The following is a 20,463-nucleotide window of genomic DNA, read 5'->3' as shown; positions in this document are numbered from 1 at the left end:
GGTGCTCCTTGTACGTAGGGAGGGGCGGATCAGACGCGGGGGAGCGCGGCCGTCGCCCGGCGGTAGGGGCGGAGGGCGACAGGGCCGAGAAGGCCCGACGGAATGGGCTTGTTCCGCTCGTTGGACAGGGTGTTGGAGACCTTCACGGAGAGCGTGTTGCGGCCCGGCCGCAGCAGCTCGGTGACTTCCGCGGTGTAGGGGCTCCACAGCAGCGGCGGCAGTTCCGTGCCGTTGAGCGTGACCGCGGCCACCTCCCGTACGACACCGAGGGCGAGCCGGAACCCCCGGTCCCGCAGCACCTCCCGCTCCAGGGTGAACGCGGTGGTGTAGGTGCCGCTGCCGGAGAACAGCGGTTCCAGATCCGCCCAGCTGCCGAGCGGCCGGGTCACCGGTTCGGCGCCCTCGCGGGCGAGCAGCAGCGTCCAGTCGCCGTCCAGCGGGACCGGGGTGAGCGGATCGGTGACCACGACGGTGCCGCGGTAGCTGTGAGAGCCGTCGGTGCCCGCCGCGGCGTACCGGCCGGGCGCGTCGGCGACCGCGGTGACCCGCAGCTCACGGCCGTGCCGGGTGACGGCCTCGACGGGCAGCGCCGCCTCGGTGAGGTGAGGGCCGGAGCGTGCCCCGTGACGCAGCACGACGGCCAGCGTCTCGTACGGCGCGAGGCGCAGCGGCACCCGTACGCCGGGATCCTCCTTCCCCCGCCGGTCCGTGCGGTACACGGGCGCCGGGCGGGCGGTGCCCGTGGCCGGGTCCCACAGCTCCGGCACCCCGGCCGCCGGCAGCGCGGCCACGGTCTCGACCGTCACGCCGCTCTCGTTGTTGATGAGGAAGGCGGTGTCCTTGCCGCGCACGGTACGCAGGACCCGCAGGGCCGGTGCGGCCGGTTCGAGGACGGCGGCGGCCACCCCGGCGGCGTGCGCCGCGTCCCGCAGCCCGCCGGTGTCCGCCACGCGTACGGCCTCGCCCTTCCCGGTGCGGCGACGGCTCGGCACGCTGTCGCCGAACAGGCCTCCGAACGCCCGCTGCAGGGAACGGTCCTCGCCGTTCGCGTCCTCCTGGGGCAGCTCGCCCACGGCGACGACGGTGCCGCCGGCGCGGACGAACCCGTCCAGCGTCCGTACGGTCGCCGCGGTGAGGGCGGGGGTCACGGGGAGGACGGCCAGGTCGTAGCGGGCAGCGCCGACCACCAGCCGGCCGTCGCGCACCGAGCCGTGCGCCAGCAGCCCGCGGTCGCCCGAGAGCGCCCCCTCGTGCACGAGGTCGAAGTCCACCTGGGCCTGCTCCAGCGCCTCGGCGGCCGCGTTGAACGCGCCGTCGACCTCACCCTGCCGCTCGGTGCCCGTCCACTGCTCGGCCGCCCTCTGCGGCTGCACGAGTGCCGTACGGGCCGCCGAGGTCCCCCGGGCGAGCTCCATCACCCGACCGATCCAGTCGGAGACCGGCTCCATCGCCCACCACCACGGCGAACGCGGCCCGAACGGCGGCGGGAAGAACACCCTGGTCTCGTCCGTCCACAGGGCGTGCAGCACGGTGAGGTTGACACCCCGGGTGGCGTGCGCACCCAACAGGGCGCGTACGAAGTCCGGGGCGACGGCCCAGCCCATGTTGCCGAAGGCCTCCATCAGCACCCGTTCGCGGCCCATCTGGTGGCCGGAGGACGCCGGGTTGCGGGGCGTCATCGTCGAACCGCCCGCCTCGTACTCGGCGGTGATGACGTCCCCGCCGGGGATCTGCGCCCACTGGTTGACCTTGTGGAGGTCCCCGGTCGACCAGATCCGTTTGGAGGGCGACGTCTCGTCGTACAGCGGATTGGTGATCAGGACGGTCTTCCGCTTCTCGTACCAGCGGGCCTGCTTCTCGAACGCCGCGGCGAAGCGGTCGGAGACCGCCTGCCAGAAACGCCCGCGCTCGATGCGGCCGCGGCGGCCCAGATCGTCGAAGGCGCAGGCGTACGCGAGCCCCGGCTCCGTACCCACGGCGCGCAGGGCGTCCTCCAGCGCGGGCGACCACGGGAGCCGCCTGAAGTGGGCCTCGGCGGAGGCGAAGAACGGCTCGTCGTCCCAGAAGCCGGGGACGACCGTGCCGAAGTACCGGCCGAAACGGCGGTGGTACTCACCCGGCACGATGTCCAGCAGCAGCTCGACCGGCTCGTCGGCGAGCAGATCGACGTAACTGCGGCTGTAGCCCTGGCTGTCGTCGATGAGCGGCGCCCCGCCGAAGACGTCGATCTGCCAGCGGCCCTCGGGCACCTGCCAGCCGTCGCCCGCGCGGAGCTCGGACGTCAGCTCGGTCAGCGAGCCGGTGCCGGAGGCGCCGAGCGGGCGGGCGACCGCGGCGACGGGCTCACCCGCGATGGCCGGGCGGGCCGGGAAGTCGCCCGGCGAGGACGGGTCGGTGAAGTCCTGCTCGTACAGGGAGGCGCCGGACGCGTCGGTGACGGTCAGGCTGTCCCACAGCGAGCGCTGGGCGCCGGTGGCGCGGACCCCGGCGCTGCCGGTGGCGTAGGCGGAGTCGGTGAGGGTCCCCTTGTCCTTGCCGTCGAGAGTGACGGAGAGGACGGAACCGGTCACCTTCACCACGAGGGTGTGGAACTTGGTGCTGTTGAATCCGTCGGTGCGCGGGGACCTGGCGAGTTCGGTCGCCTCGCCGCCCGTCAGCCGGGACACGGTGACCACACCGGTCCGGTCGAATTCGACGACGTATCCGTCCGAGCCGTCCGCGTTCGCCCGTACGACGAGGGCGGCGGAGGAGGAATGATCGCCCTGGGCGCTCGCGGTGACCGTGACATCGGTCCATTTGGCGCCGGCCCGCAGCACGGCGGAGCCACCGAGGACCGCGGCGTCGGCCACCAGGCGCCCCTTGTCCGTGCCGACACCGGTCGTGCTGACGAGGTCCGTGCGGACGGGCCCCTCGACGACGGTGGTGGAGCGCCACAGGGCTTTGAGCCGCAGGTCGGGGCGGGGTTCGTAGGTGCGTGAGCCGACCGTGCCGCCCTTGACGATGTACTCGCCGGCGCGGCCGCTGGGGAAGTGGTCGTCGTTGAAGATCCAGACCCGCATGCCGGTGCGTTCCGCGACCCGCAGGACGTGCTCGACGATGTCGAACCAGCCCTCGGTGAAGAACTCGGGCTGCATCTCGGCGTTGTCGAAGGGGAAGACGATCACCTCGAACATCCCCTTGGAGCGGAGATCGGCGAGCTGGGTGTCGACCAGCTGGGGGGTGACCGTGCCGTTCCAGTACCAGTAGACGGCGGGGCGGCTGTCGCGCGGCGGGTCGGTGAAGCGAGCGGGGGAGTAGCCGGAGGCGGCCGCCGCCGTGGGGGCCGGCCCCGGTGCGGCGGACGCGAGGCCGGGCGCACCGACGGCGAGCGCCGTGCCTGCCGCTCCGGCTGCGGCTACGAACGTGCGTCTGGACAGCGGGAATTCGGGCATGCGGGTGCTCCATGTTCCGTGTACGAGGGGTGCGAGGAGTGCGGGAGGCGGGAGGCGGGAGCTCAGAGTGCGGCGACCTGGGCCGCGGTGAGGGCCCGGTTGTGCAGCCGGAAGTCCGCGACCGCGCCGTGCAGGGCGGGGTGCGTGCTGTTCTGCGAACGGCCCAGGTAGTTGCGGGTGGAGGCGCCGAGGAGCAGCGGGCTCTGTGTCATCGCCGGGTTGCGGCCCGCCTCGGCCCCGTCGACATACAGCACCGCGGCGCCCGCGCCGATGGTCAGCGCGACGTGGATCCAGCGGCCGGTGGGCAGCGGGCCGGCCGCGTCGACGACGTCCTCGCCCTCCATGCCGGAGATCTTCAGCGCGGCGCGTGCCTTCCCGGCGCCGGTGCGCGGGGTGAGGAAGAGGTAGGTGCCCTTGTGGTACCCGAGATCGAAGATCCGGGCCGAGTCGGCCAGGCTGTCCAGGCGGACGCGCACGCTCACGGTGAGTGCGTCGAGCCCGGAGGGCAAGGACGGGGGCAGGACGACGTGGCCGCCGGCACCGTCCAGGGCGACGGCGCGGCGGCCGTCCGGGCCCTGATCGGTCCAGGTGGCACCGGTCGCGAGCCGTGCGGGAGGGAAGGAGCCGGTGCGGTCGGCGGACGTGGTGCCCGCGCCCTCGTCCAGGGAGTGACGCACGACCTCGCGTGGGCGGGACGGGCCGGGCGCGACGGCCCAGTACACCGAGTAGTTCTGGTGATGGACGCGGTGGAAGGGCAGCAGCCGTATCCGCTGTCCGTCGGCGAGCGCGGTGAACTCGCCGGTCCCGCCGGACCGCCCGGTGGCCGGACGAAGCGAGCCGGGCCGGACGAGGGGGATCGTCGCGACCGCGGTGTCACCGTGGGCGCCCGCCAGCACATGGGGCCCGTAGGAGACCGACTGGACCTGCGGGTTGTCCGGTGAGGGACGCCAGACGGGCTCGCGCGGCAGGCGGAGCTCCACCGTGTCGCCGCGCTTCCAGGTGCGGCGGATCGTGAAGTAGGTGCCCGGCTCGGCCGGATCCCCGCCCACCGGGTGCCCGTTGACACGCACGGAGGCCGCCTTGCCGTGCCCGTCGGCCAGCCAGTCCGGTATCCGCAGCCGCAGCGCGAATCTGCCGCCGCCCTGGGTGACCGTGAGCCGGTTGAGGTCACCGGCCGGGTCGGGCGTGGTCAGACGCAGTGACACGTCCTGCTCGCGCCAGCGCACCTCGGAGGGGATGTAGAGGTTGACGTACAACGACGGGCCTGACGCGCTCCCCTCCGCCGACCGGAAGTAGACGGAGTCGGCGAACTTCGTGTGGGTCTCCAGGCCCGTGCCGTGGTCGCAGGAGAAGTTGTCGTAGTCGCTGCTGTAACTGCCGGGGGCGGAACCGAGCCCGCCCTTGGGCTGCCTGCGCGACCCCGCCCACAGGCCCGTGTAGTACGTGACGAAGCCGTGCGCGGAGTCCGGGTCCTGCTCGGCCAGGAGCTGGTTGACCAGGGTCCGCTCGTAGTGGTCCATGTAGGCGGCCGTGTCCGGGTCGTGCAGGAACAGCTGCCGGCCGAGCTTGAGCATGTTGTAGCTGTTGCAGTTCTCGCAGGTGTCCTCCGACAGTCTGCTGACGATCTCGCCCGGCGGCCCGAAGAGCTCCTGGTTGGAGTTGCCGCCGATGGCGTACGAGTGGTCGGCGACCACGGTCTTCCAGAAGTAGGTGGCGATGTCGCGGTAGCGGCGCTCTCCCGTCGCCTCGTAACTCCGGGCCGCGCCGACGATCTTGGCGATCTCGGTGTTGGCGTGCCGGCCCGCCAGCTCGTCCCGGCCGGCGGCCAGCGGCCCGTACAGCTCCTCGTGGTCGAAGCGCCGGGCCGTCACCAGGTGGGCCGGGTCGCCGGTCGCCAGGAAGAGATTGGTCAGCACCTCGTTCATGCCGCCGAACTCGACCTTCAGGAGCGCCTGCATCCGGTCGTACGCGAGGGCCGCGGTCCGGCCGTCGACCCAGGCGGCCATGGCGCGCAGCACGTCCAGGGCCTGGGAGTCGCCGCAGAGGAGATGCTGGTCGAGCAGCCCCGCCATCACCTTGTGCAGCGTGTAGTACGGGGCCCACGGCTTCCCGCCCGCTTCGAGCTGGTCGAAGACCTCCTCGGGGAAGGCGGAGAGATAGCCCGGCCGGAATCCGGCGGTGGGCGCCGCCGCCTGGCACTCGGCGAGCGCGGCCACGACGCGGCGGCCCTTGGCGGCGTACGCCTCCTCGCCGGTGTGGGCGTGGGCCTGGGCCAGGGCGGACAGCAGATGGCCGGTGGTGTGCCCGCGCAGCTGGACGTCCGGGGCCTCCCAGCCTCCGCAGGGCTCGGCTTCCGAGGCGATCCCCACGTTGAGGCGGAACGTGTGCAGCAGCCGGTCCGGATCGACGAAGAGCAGATAGGCGCAGGTCCGCCGCATGTTGTCGCGGAACGGGCTGTCGAGCAGGCGGACGTCACCCAGGGGCAGAGGGGCGAGCGACGGAGGGGCGGCGGCCGCTTCGGAGGCAGCCGCCCGGGGCGCCCCGGAAGCGGCATTCGCGGTGCCGCCCGACAGCGCCAGGACCGCCGAGGCCGCCGCTGTCGCGGTCAGCACCTGACGGCGGGAGGGGGGCGGCGGGCGGTACGGCTGCGGGGGAGGCGAGGCAGTCAAGGACCGGGCTCCTTCCGGCGGGGAGCGGCCGTCGGAAGCCGAGGGCCGGTCGGCTGCGAACGAGGTTTCCCCAGAGGCGAGTTGAATCGTTTTACGGCATCCGGTGGCAAGTTAGGTGCTGCTGCGGTGGGCGTCAAGGCTTCGCGCCGGAAGCGGATGGCCGGGCGTCAAGTGCTGCTTCATCCCTTTAGTCGTGTGTTGTTGGCCGGTCGGGTGCCTGTGTCGGGGTGTCGGCAGAAGAACGGATCGTGCACGCCTCTTGTGGTCGGAGGTAGTGGTCACATATGTTCCAGCCTGAGATATTGAATCGTTTAAACCGTAGGTATTCCTGCACCGCTGACATGCGTGCAGGACGGGGCGAATCAGCAGGGTGGCGAGATGCGGAACAGACCGGGGCGCGGCGAAACGGTCGCGAACGAGGCTGCGACGGACGGCGGGGCGGACGGCGGAGCGGGCTCGCAGACCAGCCTCCGCCGACGGGCCGTCCTCAGGATGGCCGCGGCGGCGGGCGCGCTCGCCGCGCTGCCCCTTTCCGAAGGCCCGGCGGCGGCCGCGCCCGCCTCACCGGCCGTCGGCCCCGCCGCCAAGGGCGCCTTCGCCCGCCGCTTCGCCGATCCCGCCCCTGCCGTGCGCCCCAAGTTCCGGTGGTGGTGGCCCGACGCCCTCGTCGACGCCGACGAGATCGAGCGCGAGATCGACCAGATCGCGGCCGCCGGATTCGGCGGGGTCGAGATCGCCGCCGTCACCCACAGCCTCTCCGAACCGATCGACCCGGTGCGGCACGGCTGGGGCACCCGAGCCTGGACCGACGCCGTCGAGACCGCTCTGGAGCGGGCCCGTAAGCGGGACATCGTCGTCGACCTCACCCTGGGCCCCGCCTGGCCCGCCGCCGTCCCCGGCATCACGCCCGACAGCCCCGGGGCCGTGAAGGAGCTCGCCCACGGCGTCACGGTCCTGCCCGCGGGCGCCGCGTTTCCCGGCCCGCTGCCCGAGCCCGTCACCGCAGCGAGCTCCGGCGTCACCGCCCGCGCGCTCCACCGCGTCCTGGCCGCCCGGGTCACCGCCGGCACCTCGCCCACCGCCGCACCCGTGAAGCTCGACCTCGACACCGTCACCGACCTCACCGCGCGTGTGCCGGCGGCCGGGACCCTGGAGTGGACCGCTCCCGACGACGGCACCTGGCTCGTCATCGCCTGCTGGGAGCGCGGCTCCGGCCAGCGCCCCGAGGGCCCCGCGCACACCTCCCCGCTCAGCTACGTCGTCGACCACTTCAGCGCGGCCGGCACCCGCGCGGTCATCGACCACTGGGAGGAGCACATCCTCACCTCCCGCATGCGCGCGCTGCTGCGGGAGAACGGGGGCGCGCTCTTCGAGGACTCCATCGAGATGGAGACCCATGCCACGCTCTGGACCCCCGGCATCGCGGCCGAGTTCGAACGCCGCATGGGCTACGCCCTCACCCCGTACCTCCCCGCACTCCTCCAGACGAAGGAGAAGTACGTCTTCGCCTTCGACGCCGTCACCGACAAGGCGATCCGGCGGGACTTCATGGAGGTGGTCACCGAGCTGTACGTGGAGAACCATCTGCGGCCGGTGCAGAAGTGGGCCCACGGCCTCGGACTGCAGCTGCGCATCCAGCCGTACGGACTCCAGACCGACGCCATGTACAAGGCGGCCCTCCTCGACATCTCCGAGGGCGAGTCGCTGGGCTTCAAGAACCTCGACGACTTCCGCACCCTGGCCGGTGGCCGGGACATGGGCGGCAAGCTCATCCTCTCCAACGAGGCCGGCGGCACCGCGGGCGGTGCCTACGCCACCACCTGGGACGCCACGCTCAAGAAGCTCGTCACCCAGTACGCCGCCGGCGTCAACCAGGCCGTCTTCCACGGCTTCGCGTACGCCTCCGCACCCGGTGCCGCCTGGCCCGGCTTCGCCGCCTTCTCCCCGTACAACGGCGGTACGGGCTACGGCGAGGCCTGGGGTCCGCGGCAGCCCACCTGGGGCCACTTCCCCGACGTCGCGGGCTACTTGAGCCGCACCCAGCAGGTCCTCCAGACGGGGGTCAACAAGGTCGACGTCGGCGTCCTGTGGCAGAAGGGCTATGCCGGATCGGGGCTCGGCGCGTCCTGGTTCACCGCCGACGGAGTCCCCGTGGGCTGGACCCACCTCTTCCTCAGCCCACGCCTCCTGAGCCTTCCCGGTGCCGTGGTGAAGAACGGCAGGCTCGCCCCCGAAGGGCCCGCCTACAAGGCGCTGCTCGTCGACGGCGACGTCATGATCGGCCGTGAGCACACCCTCCAGACCGACGTGGCGGAGAAGCTGCTCGGCTACGCCCGCAAGGGCCTGCCGATCATCGTCATCGGCGACTGGAGCGACGGCCACGTGCCGGGCATGCCCCGCACCGGCGACAACGACCGGCTCCTCGCCCTGATCCGGAAGCTGCTCGACCAGCCAACCGTCAGCAACGTCCCCGACCGCCCCGACGTCCCCCAGGGCATCGCCGCGCTCGGACTCACCCGCGACGTCGAGTACGCCGAGTCCTCGATGCTGCTCCACAACCACCGTGCCGACAGCGACGCCGACTACTACTTCTTCGCCAACGACGCCGTCAGCAAGAAGAACTCGACCGGCACCCGCATCAGCCACGACGTCACCCTCACCACCCGCCACCGCGACGTCGTCCCCTACCGCCTCGACGCGTGGACCGGCACCATCGAGCCGCTCGCGGCGTACACGCGCCTCCCCGACGGGCGACTGCGGCTCCGCGTCACCCTCGAACCCGGCGCCACCACGATCATCGCGACCGCCCGCCCGGGCCGTTGGGCCACCGGCCCGGCACCGCAGTGGTACGCCACCGAGTCCGACGCGGCCGAGGTGCGCCGAGCCGGGAACGGCAGGATCGAGATCAGGGACACCCGACCGGGGACGTACGCGACGACGCTCGGAGACGGCCGCACGCTCCGCGCACGCATCGAGGACGTACCCGAACCGGTCCCGCTGACCCGCTGGACGCTGACGGCCGAGGACTGGACCCCCGGCGCGACCCCGTCCACCACGAGCAGGACCCGCCGCACGGTCGAGCTCGACGGGCTCCTGCCCTGGTCCGAGATCCCGGAGCTCGCCGACTCCTCCGGCATCGGCCGCTACCGGGCCACCATCCGTCTCGGCGGGCCCTGGACCGGCGGCCACGGAGCGACGCTGGAGCTGGGCGAGGTCTTCGACACCTACCGGGTCACGGTCAACGGGCGCCATCTGCCGCCCGCCGACCAGGTGACCACCACCGTCGACGTGGGCCCGTATCTGCGCAGCGGCACCAACACCATCGAGGTGGAGGTCGCCACGACCCTCCTCAACCGGCTGCGGGTGTCGAACGCACCCGTCTTCGGAGTGGCGCAGCGGCAGAAGTACGGCCTGGTGGGGCCGGTGCGGCTGGTTCCGTACGGCAAGGCGGTGCTCCGGCCCTGAGCCAGGGCCACCGGGGCATCAGCCGGCCGGCCGCGCCAGATGCGTGGTGAACCAGTCCTCGGCCAGCTCCGCGACCCGGTCCAGGGCTCCCGGCTCCTCGAACAGGTGCGTGGCGCCCGGGACGATCTCCAGCCGGTTCTCGCAGTGCAGCGCCGCCTGCGCCTGCCGGTTCAGGTCGATCACCGTGGTGTCGGCGCCGCCCACCACGAGCAGGGTGGGCGCGCGTACCGCGGACAGGTCCGCTCCGGCCAGATCGGGGCGCCCGCCGCGGGAGACCACGGCGCCGACGCCCGAGTCCGCCGCAGCGGCGGCCCGTAGAGCCGCCGCTGCACCCGTACTCGCGCCGAAGGAGCCGACCGGGAGGGGCACACGGCGGCGGAGCCACTTCGTGGTGTCCGCCAGCCGCCCGGCCAGCAGCCCGATGTCGAAGACGTTGGCGCGGTAGACCTCCTCCCCGGGCGTGAGCAGGTCGAAGAGCAGGGTGCCCAGGCCGGCACGGTTCAGCGCCGTGGCCACGGCGCGGTTGCGCGGGCTGTGGCGGCTGCTGCCCGAGCCGTGGGCGAACACCACGACCGCCCCCGCGTCCGCGGGGAGTACGAGGTCCCCGGAGAGCGGGACCCCGCCCGCGTCCACCTCGACCTCCTCGGCCGTGGCGGCACCCCCGGAAGCCCGTGCCAGCAGGGAGACGACCTCCTCGTCCGAGGTCTGGGAGAAGTCCCGGTACCACTCACCCACCGCGGAGAAGAGGTGCGGTGTGGAGAGGCAGACGACCTCGTCGACGTCCTCGCGCAGCCTGTCGGCGACATCCGGTGACGCGACAGGCACGGCCAGTACGACATAGGCCGCACCCTGTGCCCGCACCACCTGGCAGGCGGCCCGCGCGGTCGCTCCCGTGGCGACTCCGTCGTCCACCACGACCACCGTGCGCCCCTTCAGTGGCAGGCGCGGGCGGCCCTCGCGGTACCTCCGCGCCCGCCGCACGAGCTCCGCCTCCTCGGCGCGCTCCACGGAGTCGAGGTCCTTCTCCCGGACACCGGCATGGCGGACGATCTCGTCGCTGATGACCCGCACCCCACCCTCGCCGATCGCGCCGAAACCCAGCTCCGGGTGGTAGGGAACCCCGAGTTTGCGGACCACGATCACATCGAGCGGGGCGCCGAGGTCCTGCGCCACCTCGTACGCCACCGGGACGCCGCCGCGCGGCAGCCCCAGGACGACGGGATCGCGGCGTTCCAGGTGCCGCAGGGCCACGGCGAGCCGCCGCCCGGCGTCCGTGCGGTCGGTGAACAGCACGGTGGTTCACCTCCAAGCGAGGAAGAGCGGAACACACACGCGCACCCCCACCTTCGAAGCAACCGCATTTGCGCCGGTCGGGCAAGTCGGGGACGGTCGGGTACATGGAGCCAATCGGCGCGGTCCTGATCGACATCGACGGCGTACTCACGGTGTCCTGGGAGCCGCTGCCCGGTGCGGTGGAGGCCATGGAACGGCTCCGCGCCGCCGACATCCCCCTGGCGCTGGTCACCAACACCACGTCGCGGACGCGCGCCCGGATCGCCGGACGGCTGGCGGATTCCGGCTTCCCGGTCGGCCCCGGCGACATCCTCACCGCGCCCGCCGTCACCGCCGCCCACCTCCGCGAGCACCATCCCGAAGCCCGCTGTCTGCTGATCAACACCGGCGACGTACGGGACGACCTGTCCGGGGTGGCCCTCGTCGAGGAGGAGGACACGGAGGGGGCCGTGCCCGATGTCGTCGTCCTCGGCGGGGCGGGCGGCGCCTTCACGTACGCGGCGCTCAACCGCGCCTTCCGCCTCGTCCAGCAGGGCGCGGCACTCGTCGCCATGCACCGCAACCTGTACTGGCGCACCGCCGACGGGCTCGACCTCGACACCGGGGCGTTCCTCACCGGCCTGGAGCGCGCCGCGCGTACCGAGGCCGTCATCACCGGCAAGCCGTCCGGCGCCTTCTTCGCCGCCGCACTGGCCCACCTCGGCACCGGCCCGGACGGCACGCTGATGGTGGGCGACGACATCGAGACGGACGTGCTCGCCGCCCAGCGCCACGGCATCACCGGGGCGCTGGTCAGGACGGGCAAGTACCGGCCGGAGACCCACGAGGCCGCGGACGGGACCCCGGACCACGTGGTGGACTCCTTCGCGGACGTGCCGGCGCTGCTGGAGCGGCTGGGGCGCTGACCCGGCGGGGCGCTACGAGATGGCGCGGAGCCGGCATCGGCAACGGTCGTTCTGAGCGTTGACTCCCATTAATTGTGAGAGGACACTCTCACGTTATGAACTCCAGTAATCACCTGGGCGATATCGAGATCACCGACCCACAGGCGATGAAGGCGTTGGCGCATCCCGTGCGGCTGGCCATCCTCGATCACCTGCAGCGGCACGGCCCGGCGACCGCGACGCAACTCGCGCCCCACGTGGGAGCGACCCCGACGGTGACCAGCTGGCATCTGCGACACCTGGCAGGCTTCGGGCTGATCCGTGACAGCGAGCCCGGGCCGGACCGCCGACAGCGGCGATGGGAAGCGGTGGCACGCGGTTTCCGGTTCGAGTCGCCGCAGGATCCGGCGGACGAGGAGGGACAGGCGGCCGCGCGGGTGCTGTCGCAGCAGTTTTTCCGGCGCCATGCGGATGTTCCCGGCCGGTGGGCGGCCGAGGTCGAGCCCGGACTCGCCACGGAGTGGCGCAGGATGGCCGGGCTGGCCAACACCCGCGTCGTAGTCTCCGCCGATGAGCTCGCCGCCATCGAGGACGCGATCGAGCGCGTTCTCGCGCCGTACGTCACGCGCGACCCGGAGGAGCGGCCGGCCGGCAGCCGTGGCGTTCGGCTGATGCGCTACGTCCTGCCGGAGAACGACGAGGAGCAGGCCGGACCGGCCTCATGAGCGGCCCGGACCGTACCGCAGAAATACCGCTGTGGCGGGACCGGCTGTTCCGCCGCTTCTGGGCCGGTCAGTCGGTCTCACAGTTCGGCGACCGGATCACCGAACTGGCCCTGCCCCTGATCGCCGTCGCCGCCCTGAACGCGTCACCCAACGAGGTGGCATGGCTGACCGCGCTGAGCTGGACCCCGAACCTGCTCGCGATCCTTCTGGGGGCGTGGGTCGACCAACAGGCCCGCAAACGCCGTCTGATGATCCTCGCCGACCTGATACGCGCCGCTGTGCTGCTCAGCATCCCGGTGGCCTACCTGCTGGGAGCGGTGACACTGGGGCAGCTCTACGCCGTGGCACTGCTGACCGGTGCCGCCGGGGTGCTGTTCAACACCGCCTACCCGCCGTTCTTCGTGCGCCTCGTGCCGCGTACGTCCTACGTCGACGCGAACAGCAAACTCAGCACCAGCCGTTCCGTGTCCTATGTCGCCGGCCCGGCCATCGGGGGAGCCCTGGTCCAGGCGCTGACCGCACCGGTCACCCTCGTGGTGGACGCCCTGACCTTCCTGGTGTCGGCGGTCCTGATCGGCCAGATCTCGGTCGACGAGCCCCCGGGAAGCTCCGCGGGGGCCGCGGCCCCCTCCCTGCTGCGGCGGGCCAGGGCAGGCCTGTTGTTCATCATCCGGCACCCGGTGCTGCGGGCCGGTCTCGGCTGCGCGGCGACCGTCAACTTCTTCACCTTCGTCGCGGGCAGCGGTCTGATCGTGCTGTTCGCCAGCCGGAGCCTCGGGCTCTCCGCAGGAGCGATCGGGGTCGCGTTCGGGATCGGTGCGACCGGCGCCCTGCTCGGCGCGGTACTCGCTCCGAAGATCTCGCGGCGGATCGGCGTGGGACGCAGCATCGTCGTGGGCGCGGTGCTGTTTCCGGCGCCGCTCGCCATCGCCGCAGCGGCGGACGGTCCTCTCTGGCTCCGTGCCGGAGCACTGGCCGCGACCGAGTTCCTCTCCGGCTTCGGCGTCATGCTGTTCGACGTCAACCTCAACTCACTCCAGGCCGCTGTGATCCCCGATGGCATGCGCAGCCGTGTCGCCGGTGCGTACAGCACGATCAACTACGGCATCCGCCCTGTCGGCGCCGTCGTCGGCGGCTTGCTCGCGACCTTCCTCGGTCTGAGGGCGACCCTCCTCATCGCAGCCGTCGGCGGAGCCCTGTCACTCCTCTGGCTACTGCCCTCGCCGATACCGGGCATCCGCTCCCTGACCCCGGCCGGTGTCGCGGAATTGGAGGGCGACGGGGATGACGACAATCGGCCGGTGCCCTGTTGACGACGGCGTGAGGCATGGCCAGGGGTCCTTCACGAGATGGCCCGGAGCCGGCCGTGCGGCGCCAGGACGCGGAGCCGGGCGACCGCCTCGGCCGTTCTCTCGTCCGCGGGGAGGAAGACGACCAGTTGCTGGGCGTCGGAGGAGAGGTCGAGCGTCTCGCGGAGCAGCCGGAGTTCGTCCCCGGACGGGTGGTTGAGGCGCAGGACCCCACGTCGCGGAACCACATGGCCGTTCAGGCGGCCCGTGAAGTCGGGGCCGGCCACGGGGGCGAGTTCCGCGGTGAACCACTCGGTGTTCTCGATGGACGGGGCGAGCCACAGGTCGAAGGCCTGCTCGTCGGCGACGTCGTCCCAGTCGGCGAAGAACCTCCGGGCTCGGGGGTCGGTGAAGATGTAGCGGGTGAGGTTCGGGGCGTCGCTGTCGAGCAGCCCGGTCCCGCTCGTCACCGCCTCGTACGCACTGGTGCGGGCCAGGACGTCGCCCAGCCGGTTGGTCACCACGGCGATGCCCGGTTCGATCAGGCGGAGCGTCTCCAGCACCGGTGGACGGATTTCGCGGGGCGCCGGTGAGGGCTGGGTGTGGGCGGTGCACTCGCCGCCGGTGATCTTCGCGAGGTAACGCAGATGGCTGCGCTCCGCGGTGGCGAGACCGAGCGCGTCGGCGACCGCGTTCACCACCGCGACCGAGGGGTTGCGGTCCCGCCCCTGCTCCAGACGGGTCAGGTACTCCACGCTGATCCCGGCCCGCCCCGCGAGATCCGAACGCCGTAGCCCCGGTGCCCTGCGGCGTCCGTGGTCCGGCAAGCCCAGCGACTCCGGCTGGATGCTGTCACGCTTGGCCCGGATGAAATCTCCCAACGGCGTCCCCATGCTCCGAGCATAGGGCGGTGCGCACGGACGGCGGAGGGTTCAGGGTGGCCCTGCGGGGGCCAGCCTGAGCACGGTCTGGTTGCGGCCGCCGGGCGGTCGGATCGTGGTGGGCATGGACAACGACAAGTACAGACTGGTGATCCTCGTCGGAAGCGTCCGCGAAGGACGGTTCGGACCGGTCGTGGCCTCCTGGGTAGCCGAACAGGCCCGAAACCACGGCGCGTTCGATGTGAAGATCGTCGATCTGGCCGATATCGACATTCCGTTGGAGCTGCCGGCGGCCTCACCGAAGTACGCCGGGGACGATTACCCCCGTCCTGCCGGGATGGCGGCACTGACGTCCGCCCTGGAGGGCGCTGACGCGTTCGTCGTGGTCTCGCCGGAGTACAACCACAGCTATCCGGCGTCGCTGAAGGCGGCGATCGACTGGCACTTCACCCAGTGGGCGGCCAAGCCCGTCGCTTTCGTCAGTTACGGCGGGGCCGCAGGTGGCCGGCACGCGGTGCTGCACCTGGAGAACGTGCTGACCGAACTGCACGCCGTGACGATCCGGGACGGTCTCGCCTTCCCGAACTACTACACGGCGTGGGAGGACGGCCACCCCCTCGACCCAGGCGCCCCGGGGTACGCCAAGACACTGCTGGAGCAGCTGGCCTGGTGGGCGGGTGCCCTCCGGACGGCGCGGGAGGCGAACCCCTACCCCGCGTGACGGCGGATTCCCGGTGACGCCCGGACAGTGCCGGGCCCTCCCCTTCACGACCGGGGGACGGCCCGGCGCTCCCGCGTTCGCCACGCCGCTCCGCAGGCGACACGCCCGATGCGGACTTCACGACGCGACCACTGTCATGTCACGAACGTGTCCTGAAGACGATCAAGAGGCAACTCGGGCAACCGCACCGGCCGTCTGGGAGGACAGAAAGCCACACGGGCGAACGGCCCGGTCGCCCGCGACACCCCCACGCAGAGGACAGAGACCAGCATGCGCACTCGGAAGATCTCGGTACTGACCATGACCGCGGTGGCCCTCGGCCTGGCGCTGACGGCATGCAACAACGACGGAGGCGGCAACGCGTCCTCTTCCGCGAGCAGCTCATCGGTGACGGCCACGAGCACCTCGCAGTCCGACGCGGTGGAGGGCAAGTCGTCCGGCACGCCCGCCGAGTCCGACACGAAGTGCACGGACCAGGTCGACTACGCGGGTGACTCCCGGTCGAACGCCGAGATCAACTCCATCGGTGAGGACACGGGTACGTGCCCGCCGGTGCAGAAGGCCGACGAGGCGTCGGGTACGCCGAAGGACCCGGACACGAAGTGCACGGACCAGGTCAATTACGCGGGCGACTCCCGGTCGAACGCCGAGATCAACTCCATCGGTGAGGACACGGGTACGTGTCCGCCGGTGCAGAAGGCCGACGAGGCGTCGGGTACGCCGAAGGACCCGGACACGAAGTGCACGGACCAGGTCAATTACGCGGGCGACTCCCGGTCGAACGCCGAGATCAACTCCATCGGCGAGGACACGGGCACCTGCCCGCCGGTGCAGAAGTGAATCGCTGAGCGTCATTGTTCTCACGCCTGCCCCGGTGACAGCCGGCCGGCGCCGGACCGTCCTCGCAACCGCCCGAGGCCGGTCCGGCGCTTACGCGCGCTCTACGGGGCACCCTCTAGTCTGCGTCCGACCAGCGAAAAGGCCCTCCGGGGTGGAGGGCCTCACAGTGGTGCGCGTTGTGCGCCCCCGGCAGGACTCGAACCTGCGGCCAAGCGCTTAGAAGGCGCCTGCTCTATCCACTGAGCTACGGGGGCCGGGTGTCCCGGAGGGCGCTGGTTCAAGCCATCCGTGACCTTGCGGGGACAAGGATAGGGCTCAGATCACCTCGTCCCGGTTGCTTCACCTGCGTGGCACGATGTGGAGGTTCGGTGAAGCGAACCGATAATCGCAGGTGGGTGCGATTCGTGCATCGCTTTTCACGCCTCACGCCCCGGGTGTTGTGCACTCGTTATGCCTGCGCCCCACTCGTCCCCTCTGTCCCCCAGGGTGGATCCGCCGCGCAGAGGGGCCTATACGCTTCAAAAAGGCGTCAAAATTGGGCATTCTTCACATGTGGTAACCATGGATGTACGGCCCCAGCTCATCGACGCACTTTCCGCCCTGCGCGACCGTGTCGCTGCCGTGCGTCTTCCACTTCCCCTGCCGGGGGCCCCACGCGCCCGGCAGACGCGGACCGAACTGCTCGCCCAGCTCGACGACTACCTCGTGCCCCGTCTCAAGGATCCCGAGGCACCCCTGCTCGCGGTGATCGGCGGATCCACCGGAGCCGGCAAGTCCACGCTCGTCAACTCGCTGGTGGGGTGCCGGGTCAGTGAGGCCGGTGTGCTGCGTCCGACCACGCGGACCCCCGTACTCGTCTGCCACCCGGACGACCACCACTGGTTCGCCGGGGTGCGGGTGCTGCCGCAGCTGACCAGGGTGTGGCTGCCGCCGGGGCAGATCCCGGACCCGGACGGGCTCGACCACCTCGGGGGCGAGGGTGACCGGGACGACACCGTGCTGCGTGTGGAGACCGCCGCGACCCTGCCCCGGGGGCTCGCGCTCCTGGACGCCCCGGACATCGACTCCCTCGTCGTCCGGAACCGGGTCCTGGCCGCCGAACTCATCTGCGCCGCCGACGTATGGGTCATGGTGACCACCGCGTCCCGGTACGCGGACGCCGTGCCGTGGCATCTGCTGCGCACCGCCAAGGAGTACGACGCCTCCCTCGTCACCGTCCTGGACCGGGTGCCGCACCAGGTGATCGGCGAGGTGTCCAGGCAGTACGCCGCCCTCCTCACCCGGGCCGGCCTCGGCGAGGTGCCCCGCTTCACCATCCCGGAGCTCCCCGAGTCCGCGGGCGGCGGCAGCGGGCTGCTGCCCACCACCGCCGTCGCGCCCCTGCGCGCCTGGCTCACGCACCGGGCGCAGGACCCGGCGGCCCGTCAGCAGGCCGTGGGGCGTACGGCGTCCGGGGTCATCGACTCGCTCAACGTACGGATGCCCGAGCTGGCCGGGGCCGTAGCCGCGCAGTATGCCGCGGCCGTACGGCTGACCGGTGTGGTCGAGGAGGCGTACGGGAAGGAGCTCTCGCGCGTGCGACGCAGGCTCCGCGACGGCGCGGTGCTCGCCGGGGGCGCCCGCACCCGGTGGCGCGGATATCCGCTCTACAGCACCGCAGGAGAGCTGCTGGACGCACTCGTGGAGAGCCTCATCGCTCTGCTCCAGTGCGCCGTGGCGGCCTCCGACGAGCAGATCCGCACGGTCTGGCAGCGGGAACCCGCCGCCGGGATCTTCCGGTTCGAGGACGCCGGCAGGGAGGCCGGCGGGTGGGGGCCCGCCGAGGACATCCAGGGCCGGATCGCCATGGCCGTACGGCGCTGGCGGCGCGTCCTGGAGGAGCTCGCCGAGGAGGAGGCGCGGCTGCTCGAACGCAATGCCGCGCCCGACGCCGAGACGGTGGCCGCGCTGCTGGCCGCCGCCCTTCTCGGCGGCCGCCGCGCCAGGGGCGCCGGGGAGCAGCTCGCCGAACGGATCGGCGCCCAGGGGGCACTGCGCCTCCGCGACAAGGGCGGGGCGCTGCTCACCGACTGCCTGGACCAGGTGATGCACGGCGAGCGCGACCGGCGGCTCGCCCCGCTGGACGCGCTCGACGTCGCACCCGAACCGCAGGCCGAACTCATCGCCGCGCTGTCCGTACTGCAGAAGGAGAGGTGGCAGCGATGACTGCCGTCACTGACCAGGGCCGGGACCACGGACAGGGACCGGAGCACGAGGGCGTGGAGGAGGCCGGGCGGGACGACGGCAGGCGCTGGGACGACGGGCTCATCGCGCGCCGTGCCGCCGAGGCCGCGCAGGAGAGCGCCGAGGCCGAGCGGACTCCCGAGGACGACGAGCCGGGGCCCCAGGTGGAGGCGTACGGACTGCCCGGCAGCCCGCTGCGGCCACGGCTGGACGCACTGCGTGAACTGGTCGGGCTCTCCCGCGCCCGGCTCGACGGGGACACCCTCGCCGAGGCGGGCAGGGTGCTCGACGAGGCGTCGGCGCGCCAGCGGCTCTCCTCCCGGCACACGGTCGTCGCCATCGCGGGGGCCACCGGCAGCGGTAAGTCCACGCTCTTCAACGCGCTCGCGGGCGTGCAGATCTCCGAGACGGGGCTGCGCCGGCCGACGACCTCGGCCCCGATCGCCTGCAGCTGGACCGACGGCGCCGCCGGACTGCTCGACCGGCTGGCCATCCCCGGCCGGCTCCGGCGCAGGCCTGTACAGGGCGGAACGGCCACCGACGAGGCGCTGCAGGGGCTCGTGCTGGTCGACCTGCCCGACCACGACTCGGCGGCGACCGGACACCGTGAGCAGGTGGACCGGGTGCTGGCCCTGGTCGACGCGGTGATCTGGGTCGTCGACCCGGAGAAGTACGCCGACGCCGCCCTGCACGAACGCTATCTGCGGCCCCTCGCCGGGCACGCCGAGATCTCCTTCGTCGTGCTCAACCAGATCGACCGGCTGTCCGGCGAGGCCGCCGACCTGGTCCTGGACGACCTGCGCCGGCTGCTCGACGAGGACGGCATGGCGGTGGGGGAGCACGGGGAGCCGGGCGCCACCGTCATGTCCCTGTCCGCGCTCGCCGGGGCCGGGGTGGGTGACCTGCGCGAGGTGCTCGGCAGGTTCGTCCAGGCCCGTACGGCGGCGGCGCGCAGGCTCTCCGCCGACGTGGACGCGGCCGCCGCGCGGCTCCGGCCGGTGTACGTCGCCGAGGGGCGGCCGGGGCTCGGCGAGCGGGCCCGGGAGGAATTCACCGACCGGCTCTCGGAAGCCGTCGGCGCGGCTGCGGCGGGCCAGGCGGCGGAGCGCGAGTGGCGGAGGAACGCGGGGCGGGCCTGCGGGACGCCCTGGCTGCGGCTGTGGCGCTGGTACGAGTCCACCCGGCAGCTGGGCGGCGGCCTCGACCTGATGGCGCAGGCCCTCGCACCGCCGGAGGAGGAGCTCACCGCCCGGCAGCGTGTGGAGCAGGCCGTACGGCAGCTGGCGGACGACGCGGTGGACGGGCTGCCCACGCCGTGGGCGCAGGCCGTGCGTGAGACGGCGGTGAACGGTGCGAAGGGGCTGCCGGAGGCGCTGGACGAGCTGTCACGGAACGCGCAGGCGGGAGCCGGCGGCAGAGGCCGCGGGGGCAACGCGGACACGGGATCCGCTCCCATGGGTCCGGGTGTGCGGGGCGCGGGCGGGGCGACTGCTGCGGCGGGGCAGGGAAAGCGTGGTTCCGGTTCCGCGGGTTCCGGTTCCGGTTCCGCGGGCAGGGCCACCGCCCCCGTCGCCGGTGTCCTGGGCGGCCGCGTCGCCAGGCCGCCCCGCCCGGCATGGTGGCCCGCGGCGGTGCTCGCGCAGGCCTCGATGACGCTGCTCCAGATCTTCGGCGGGCTGTGGCTGCTCGGCCAGATCGTGGGCGTGCTCGAACCGGGCCTGCTCACCCCGGCCCTGCTCATGCTGGCCGGAGTGATCGGCGGGCCGCTCGTCGAGTGGTCGTGCGCGGCGGCGGCGCGGGGGCCCGCGCGCCGGTACGGGCAGGAGGCGGAACGGCGGCTCCGCGAGGCCGCCGCCGGATGCGGCAGGGTCAGGGTCCTCGACCCGGTGGCGGCGGAACTGGCCCGCTACCGCGAGGTACGGGAGCGATATGTGGCGGTGACGGAGTTGTCCACAACCGGCGGGTAATCCACAGGCCTCGGCGGGATTCCCCCTTTCCGTCCAGGATGGTTCGCAGCGGGTCGGACGGACGTACCGGACCGC

General features: G+C 72.4%; 12 protein-coding genes and 1 tRNA gene. 8 read left to right on the top strand and 5 right to left on the bottom strand.

Annotated features, from left to right (window positions below; genetic code table 11):
• Positions 1–29 precede the first annotated feature (29 nt).
• Positions 30–3,431: a glycosyl hydrolase gene (locus tag OG379_RS13760; protein ID WP_405662497.1), complete on the bottom strand. Its 3,402-nt coding sequence runs from the start codon at positions 3,429–3,431 to the stop codon at positions 30–32.
• 62 nt (positions 3,432–3,493) lie between these two features.
• Positions 3,494–6,100 (bottom strand): beta-L-arabinofuranosidase domain-containing protein, encoded by a 2,607-nt coding sequence (locus OG379_RS13755; protein WP_405662494.1) that lies wholly within the window; start codon positions 6,098–6,100, stop codon positions 3,494–3,496.
• A gap of 378 nt (positions 6,101–6,478) precedes the next feature.
• Here OG379_RS13755 and OG379_RS13750 point away from each other — a divergent pair, with 378 nt between their 5' ends.
• Positions 6,479–9,565 (top strand): glycosyl hydrolase, encoded by a 3,087-nt coding sequence (locus OG379_RS13750; RefSeq protein ID WP_405662492.1) that lies wholly within the window; start codon positions 6,479–6,481, stop codon positions 9,563–9,565.
• An 18-nt stretch (positions 9,566–9,583) separates the two neighbouring features.
• Here the strand turns inward: OG379_RS13750 and OG379_RS13745 are convergent, their stop codons facing one another.
• Entirely contained in the window at positions 9,584–10,858 is a 1,275-nt protein-coding gene (locus OG379_RS13745; protein ID WP_405662490.1) for a phosphoribosyltransferase family protein, read from the bottom strand.
• Positions 10,859–10,962: 104 nt separating this feature from the next.
• Between OG379_RS13745 and OG379_RS13740 the strand changes: the two genes are divergently transcribed.
• The 3 genes from OG379_RS13740 to OG379_RS13730 all read left to right on the top strand — a co-directional run bounded on the left by OG379_RS13740 (position 10,963) and on the right by OG379_RS13730 (position 13,780).
• A complete protein-coding gene (locus OG379_RS13740; protein WP_393759272.1) occupies positions 10,963–11,763 on the top strand; it encodes an HAD-IIA family hydrolase in 801 nt (266 codons plus the stop codon).
• Between the two features lie 95 nt (positions 11,764–11,858).
• The gene (locus OG379_RS13735; RefSeq protein WP_405662488.1) at positions 11,859–12,467 is read left to right on the top strand and encodes an ArsR/SmtB family transcription factor; all 609 of its coding nucleotides are present in this window, start codon (positions 11,859–11,861) and stop codon (positions 12,465–12,467) included.
• On the top strand, positions 12,464–13,780 hold the full coding sequence (locus tag OG379_RS13730; protein ID WP_405662485.1) for an MFS transporter: 1,317 nt from the start codon (positions 12,464–12,466) through the stop codon (positions 13,778–13,780). The genes OG379_RS13735 and OG379_RS13730 overlap by 4 nt, the downstream gene beginning before the upstream one ends.
• Positions 13,781–13,809: 29 nt before the next feature.
• Here the strand turns inward: OG379_RS13730 and OG379_RS13725 are convergent, their stop codons facing one another.
• Complete coding sequence (locus OG379_RS13725) at positions 13,810–14,649, bottom strand: helix-turn-helix transcriptional regulator (RefSeq protein ID WP_405662482.1); 840 nt, start codon at positions 14,647–14,649, stop codon at positions 13,810–13,812.
• A 112-nt stretch (positions 14,650–14,761) separates the two neighbouring features.
• Between OG379_RS13725 and OG379_RS13720 the strand changes: the two genes are divergently transcribed.
• Together OG379_RS13720 and OG379_RS13715 are read left to right on the top strand one after the other, a co-directional pair.
• On the top strand, positions 14,762–15,358 hold the full coding sequence (locus OG379_RS13720) for an NADPH-dependent FMN reductase (RefSeq protein WP_405662480.1): 597 nt from the start codon (positions 14,762–14,764) through the stop codon (positions 15,356–15,358).
• 270 nt (positions 15,359–15,628) lie between these two features.
• Entirely contained in the window at positions 15,629–16,198 is a 570-nt protein-coding gene (locus tag OG379_RS13715; protein ID WP_405662478.1) for a hypothetical protein, read from the top strand.
• Positions 16,199–16,379: 181 nt separating this feature from the next.
• Here the strand turns inward: OG379_RS13715 and OG379_RS13710 are convergent.
• A tRNA-Arg gene (locus tag OG379_RS13710) sits at positions 16,380–16,452 on the bottom strand.
• Positions 16,453–16,759: 307 nt separating this feature from the next.
• On the opposite strand from OG379_RS13710, the gene OG379_RS13705 reads away from it, so the two are divergent.
• Positions 16,760–18,403, top strand: a complete 1,644-nt coding sequence (locus tag OG379_RS13705; protein ID WP_405662476.1) for a dynamin family protein — start codon at positions 16,760–16,762, stop codon at positions 18,401–18,403.
• On the top strand, positions 18,400–20,388 hold the full coding sequence (locus OG379_RS13700; RefSeq protein ID WP_405662474.1) for a GTPase: 1,989 nt from the start codon (positions 18,400–18,402) through the stop codon (positions 20,386–20,388). Before OG379_RS13705 ends, OG379_RS13700 begins: the two co-directional genes overlap by 4 nt.
• Positions 20,389–20,463 lie beyond the last annotated feature (75 nt).

Source organism: Streptomyces sp. NBC_01166, from assembly GCF_045039765.1.
Classification (GTDB): Bacteria; Actinomycetota; Actinomycetes; order Streptomycetales; family Streptomycetaceae; genus Streptomyces.
The sequence above is the reverse complement of the archived record's forward strand: the minus strand, read 5'-3'. Positions and strand labels throughout refer to the sequence as shown.

Coding starts and splice junctions, on each gene's coding strand:
- OG379_RS13760 (WP_405662497.1), bottom strand. CDS start 3,431: ATGCCCGAATTCCCGCTGTCCAGACGCACGTTCGTAGCCGCAGCCGGA.
- OG379_RS13750 (WP_405662492.1), top strand. CDS start 6,479: ATGCGGAACAGACCGGGGCGCGGCGAAACGGTCGCGAACGAGGCTGCG.
- OG379_RS13740 (WP_393759272.1), top strand. CDS start 10,963: ATGGAGCCAATCGGCGCGGTCCTGATCGACATCGACGGCGTACTCACG.
- OG379_RS13735 (WP_405662488.1), top strand. CDS start 11,859: ATGAACTCCAGTAATCACCTGGGCGATATCGAGATCACCGACCCACAG.
- OG379_RS13730 (WP_405662485.1), top strand. CDS start 12,464: ATGAGCGGCCCGGACCGTACCGCAGAAATACCGCTGTGGCGGGACCGG.
- OG379_RS13725 (WP_405662482.1), bottom strand. CDS start 14,649: ATGGGGACGCCGTTGGGAGATTTCATCCGGGCCAAGCGTGACAGCATC.
- OG379_RS13720 (WP_405662480.1), top strand. CDS start 14,762: ATGGACAACGACAAGTACAGACTGGTGATCCTCGTCGGAAGCGTCCGC.
- OG379_RS13715 (WP_405662478.1), top strand. CDS start 15,629: ATGCGCACTCGGAAGATCTCGGTACTGACCATGACCGCGGTGGCCCTC.
- OG379_RS13705 (WP_405662476.1), top strand. CDS start 16,760: ATGGATGTACGGCCCCAGCTCATCGACGCACTTTCCGCCCTGCGCGAC.
- OG379_RS13700 (WP_405662474.1), top strand. CDS start 18,400: ATGACTGCCGTCACTGACCAGGGCCGGGACCACGGACAGGGACCGGAG.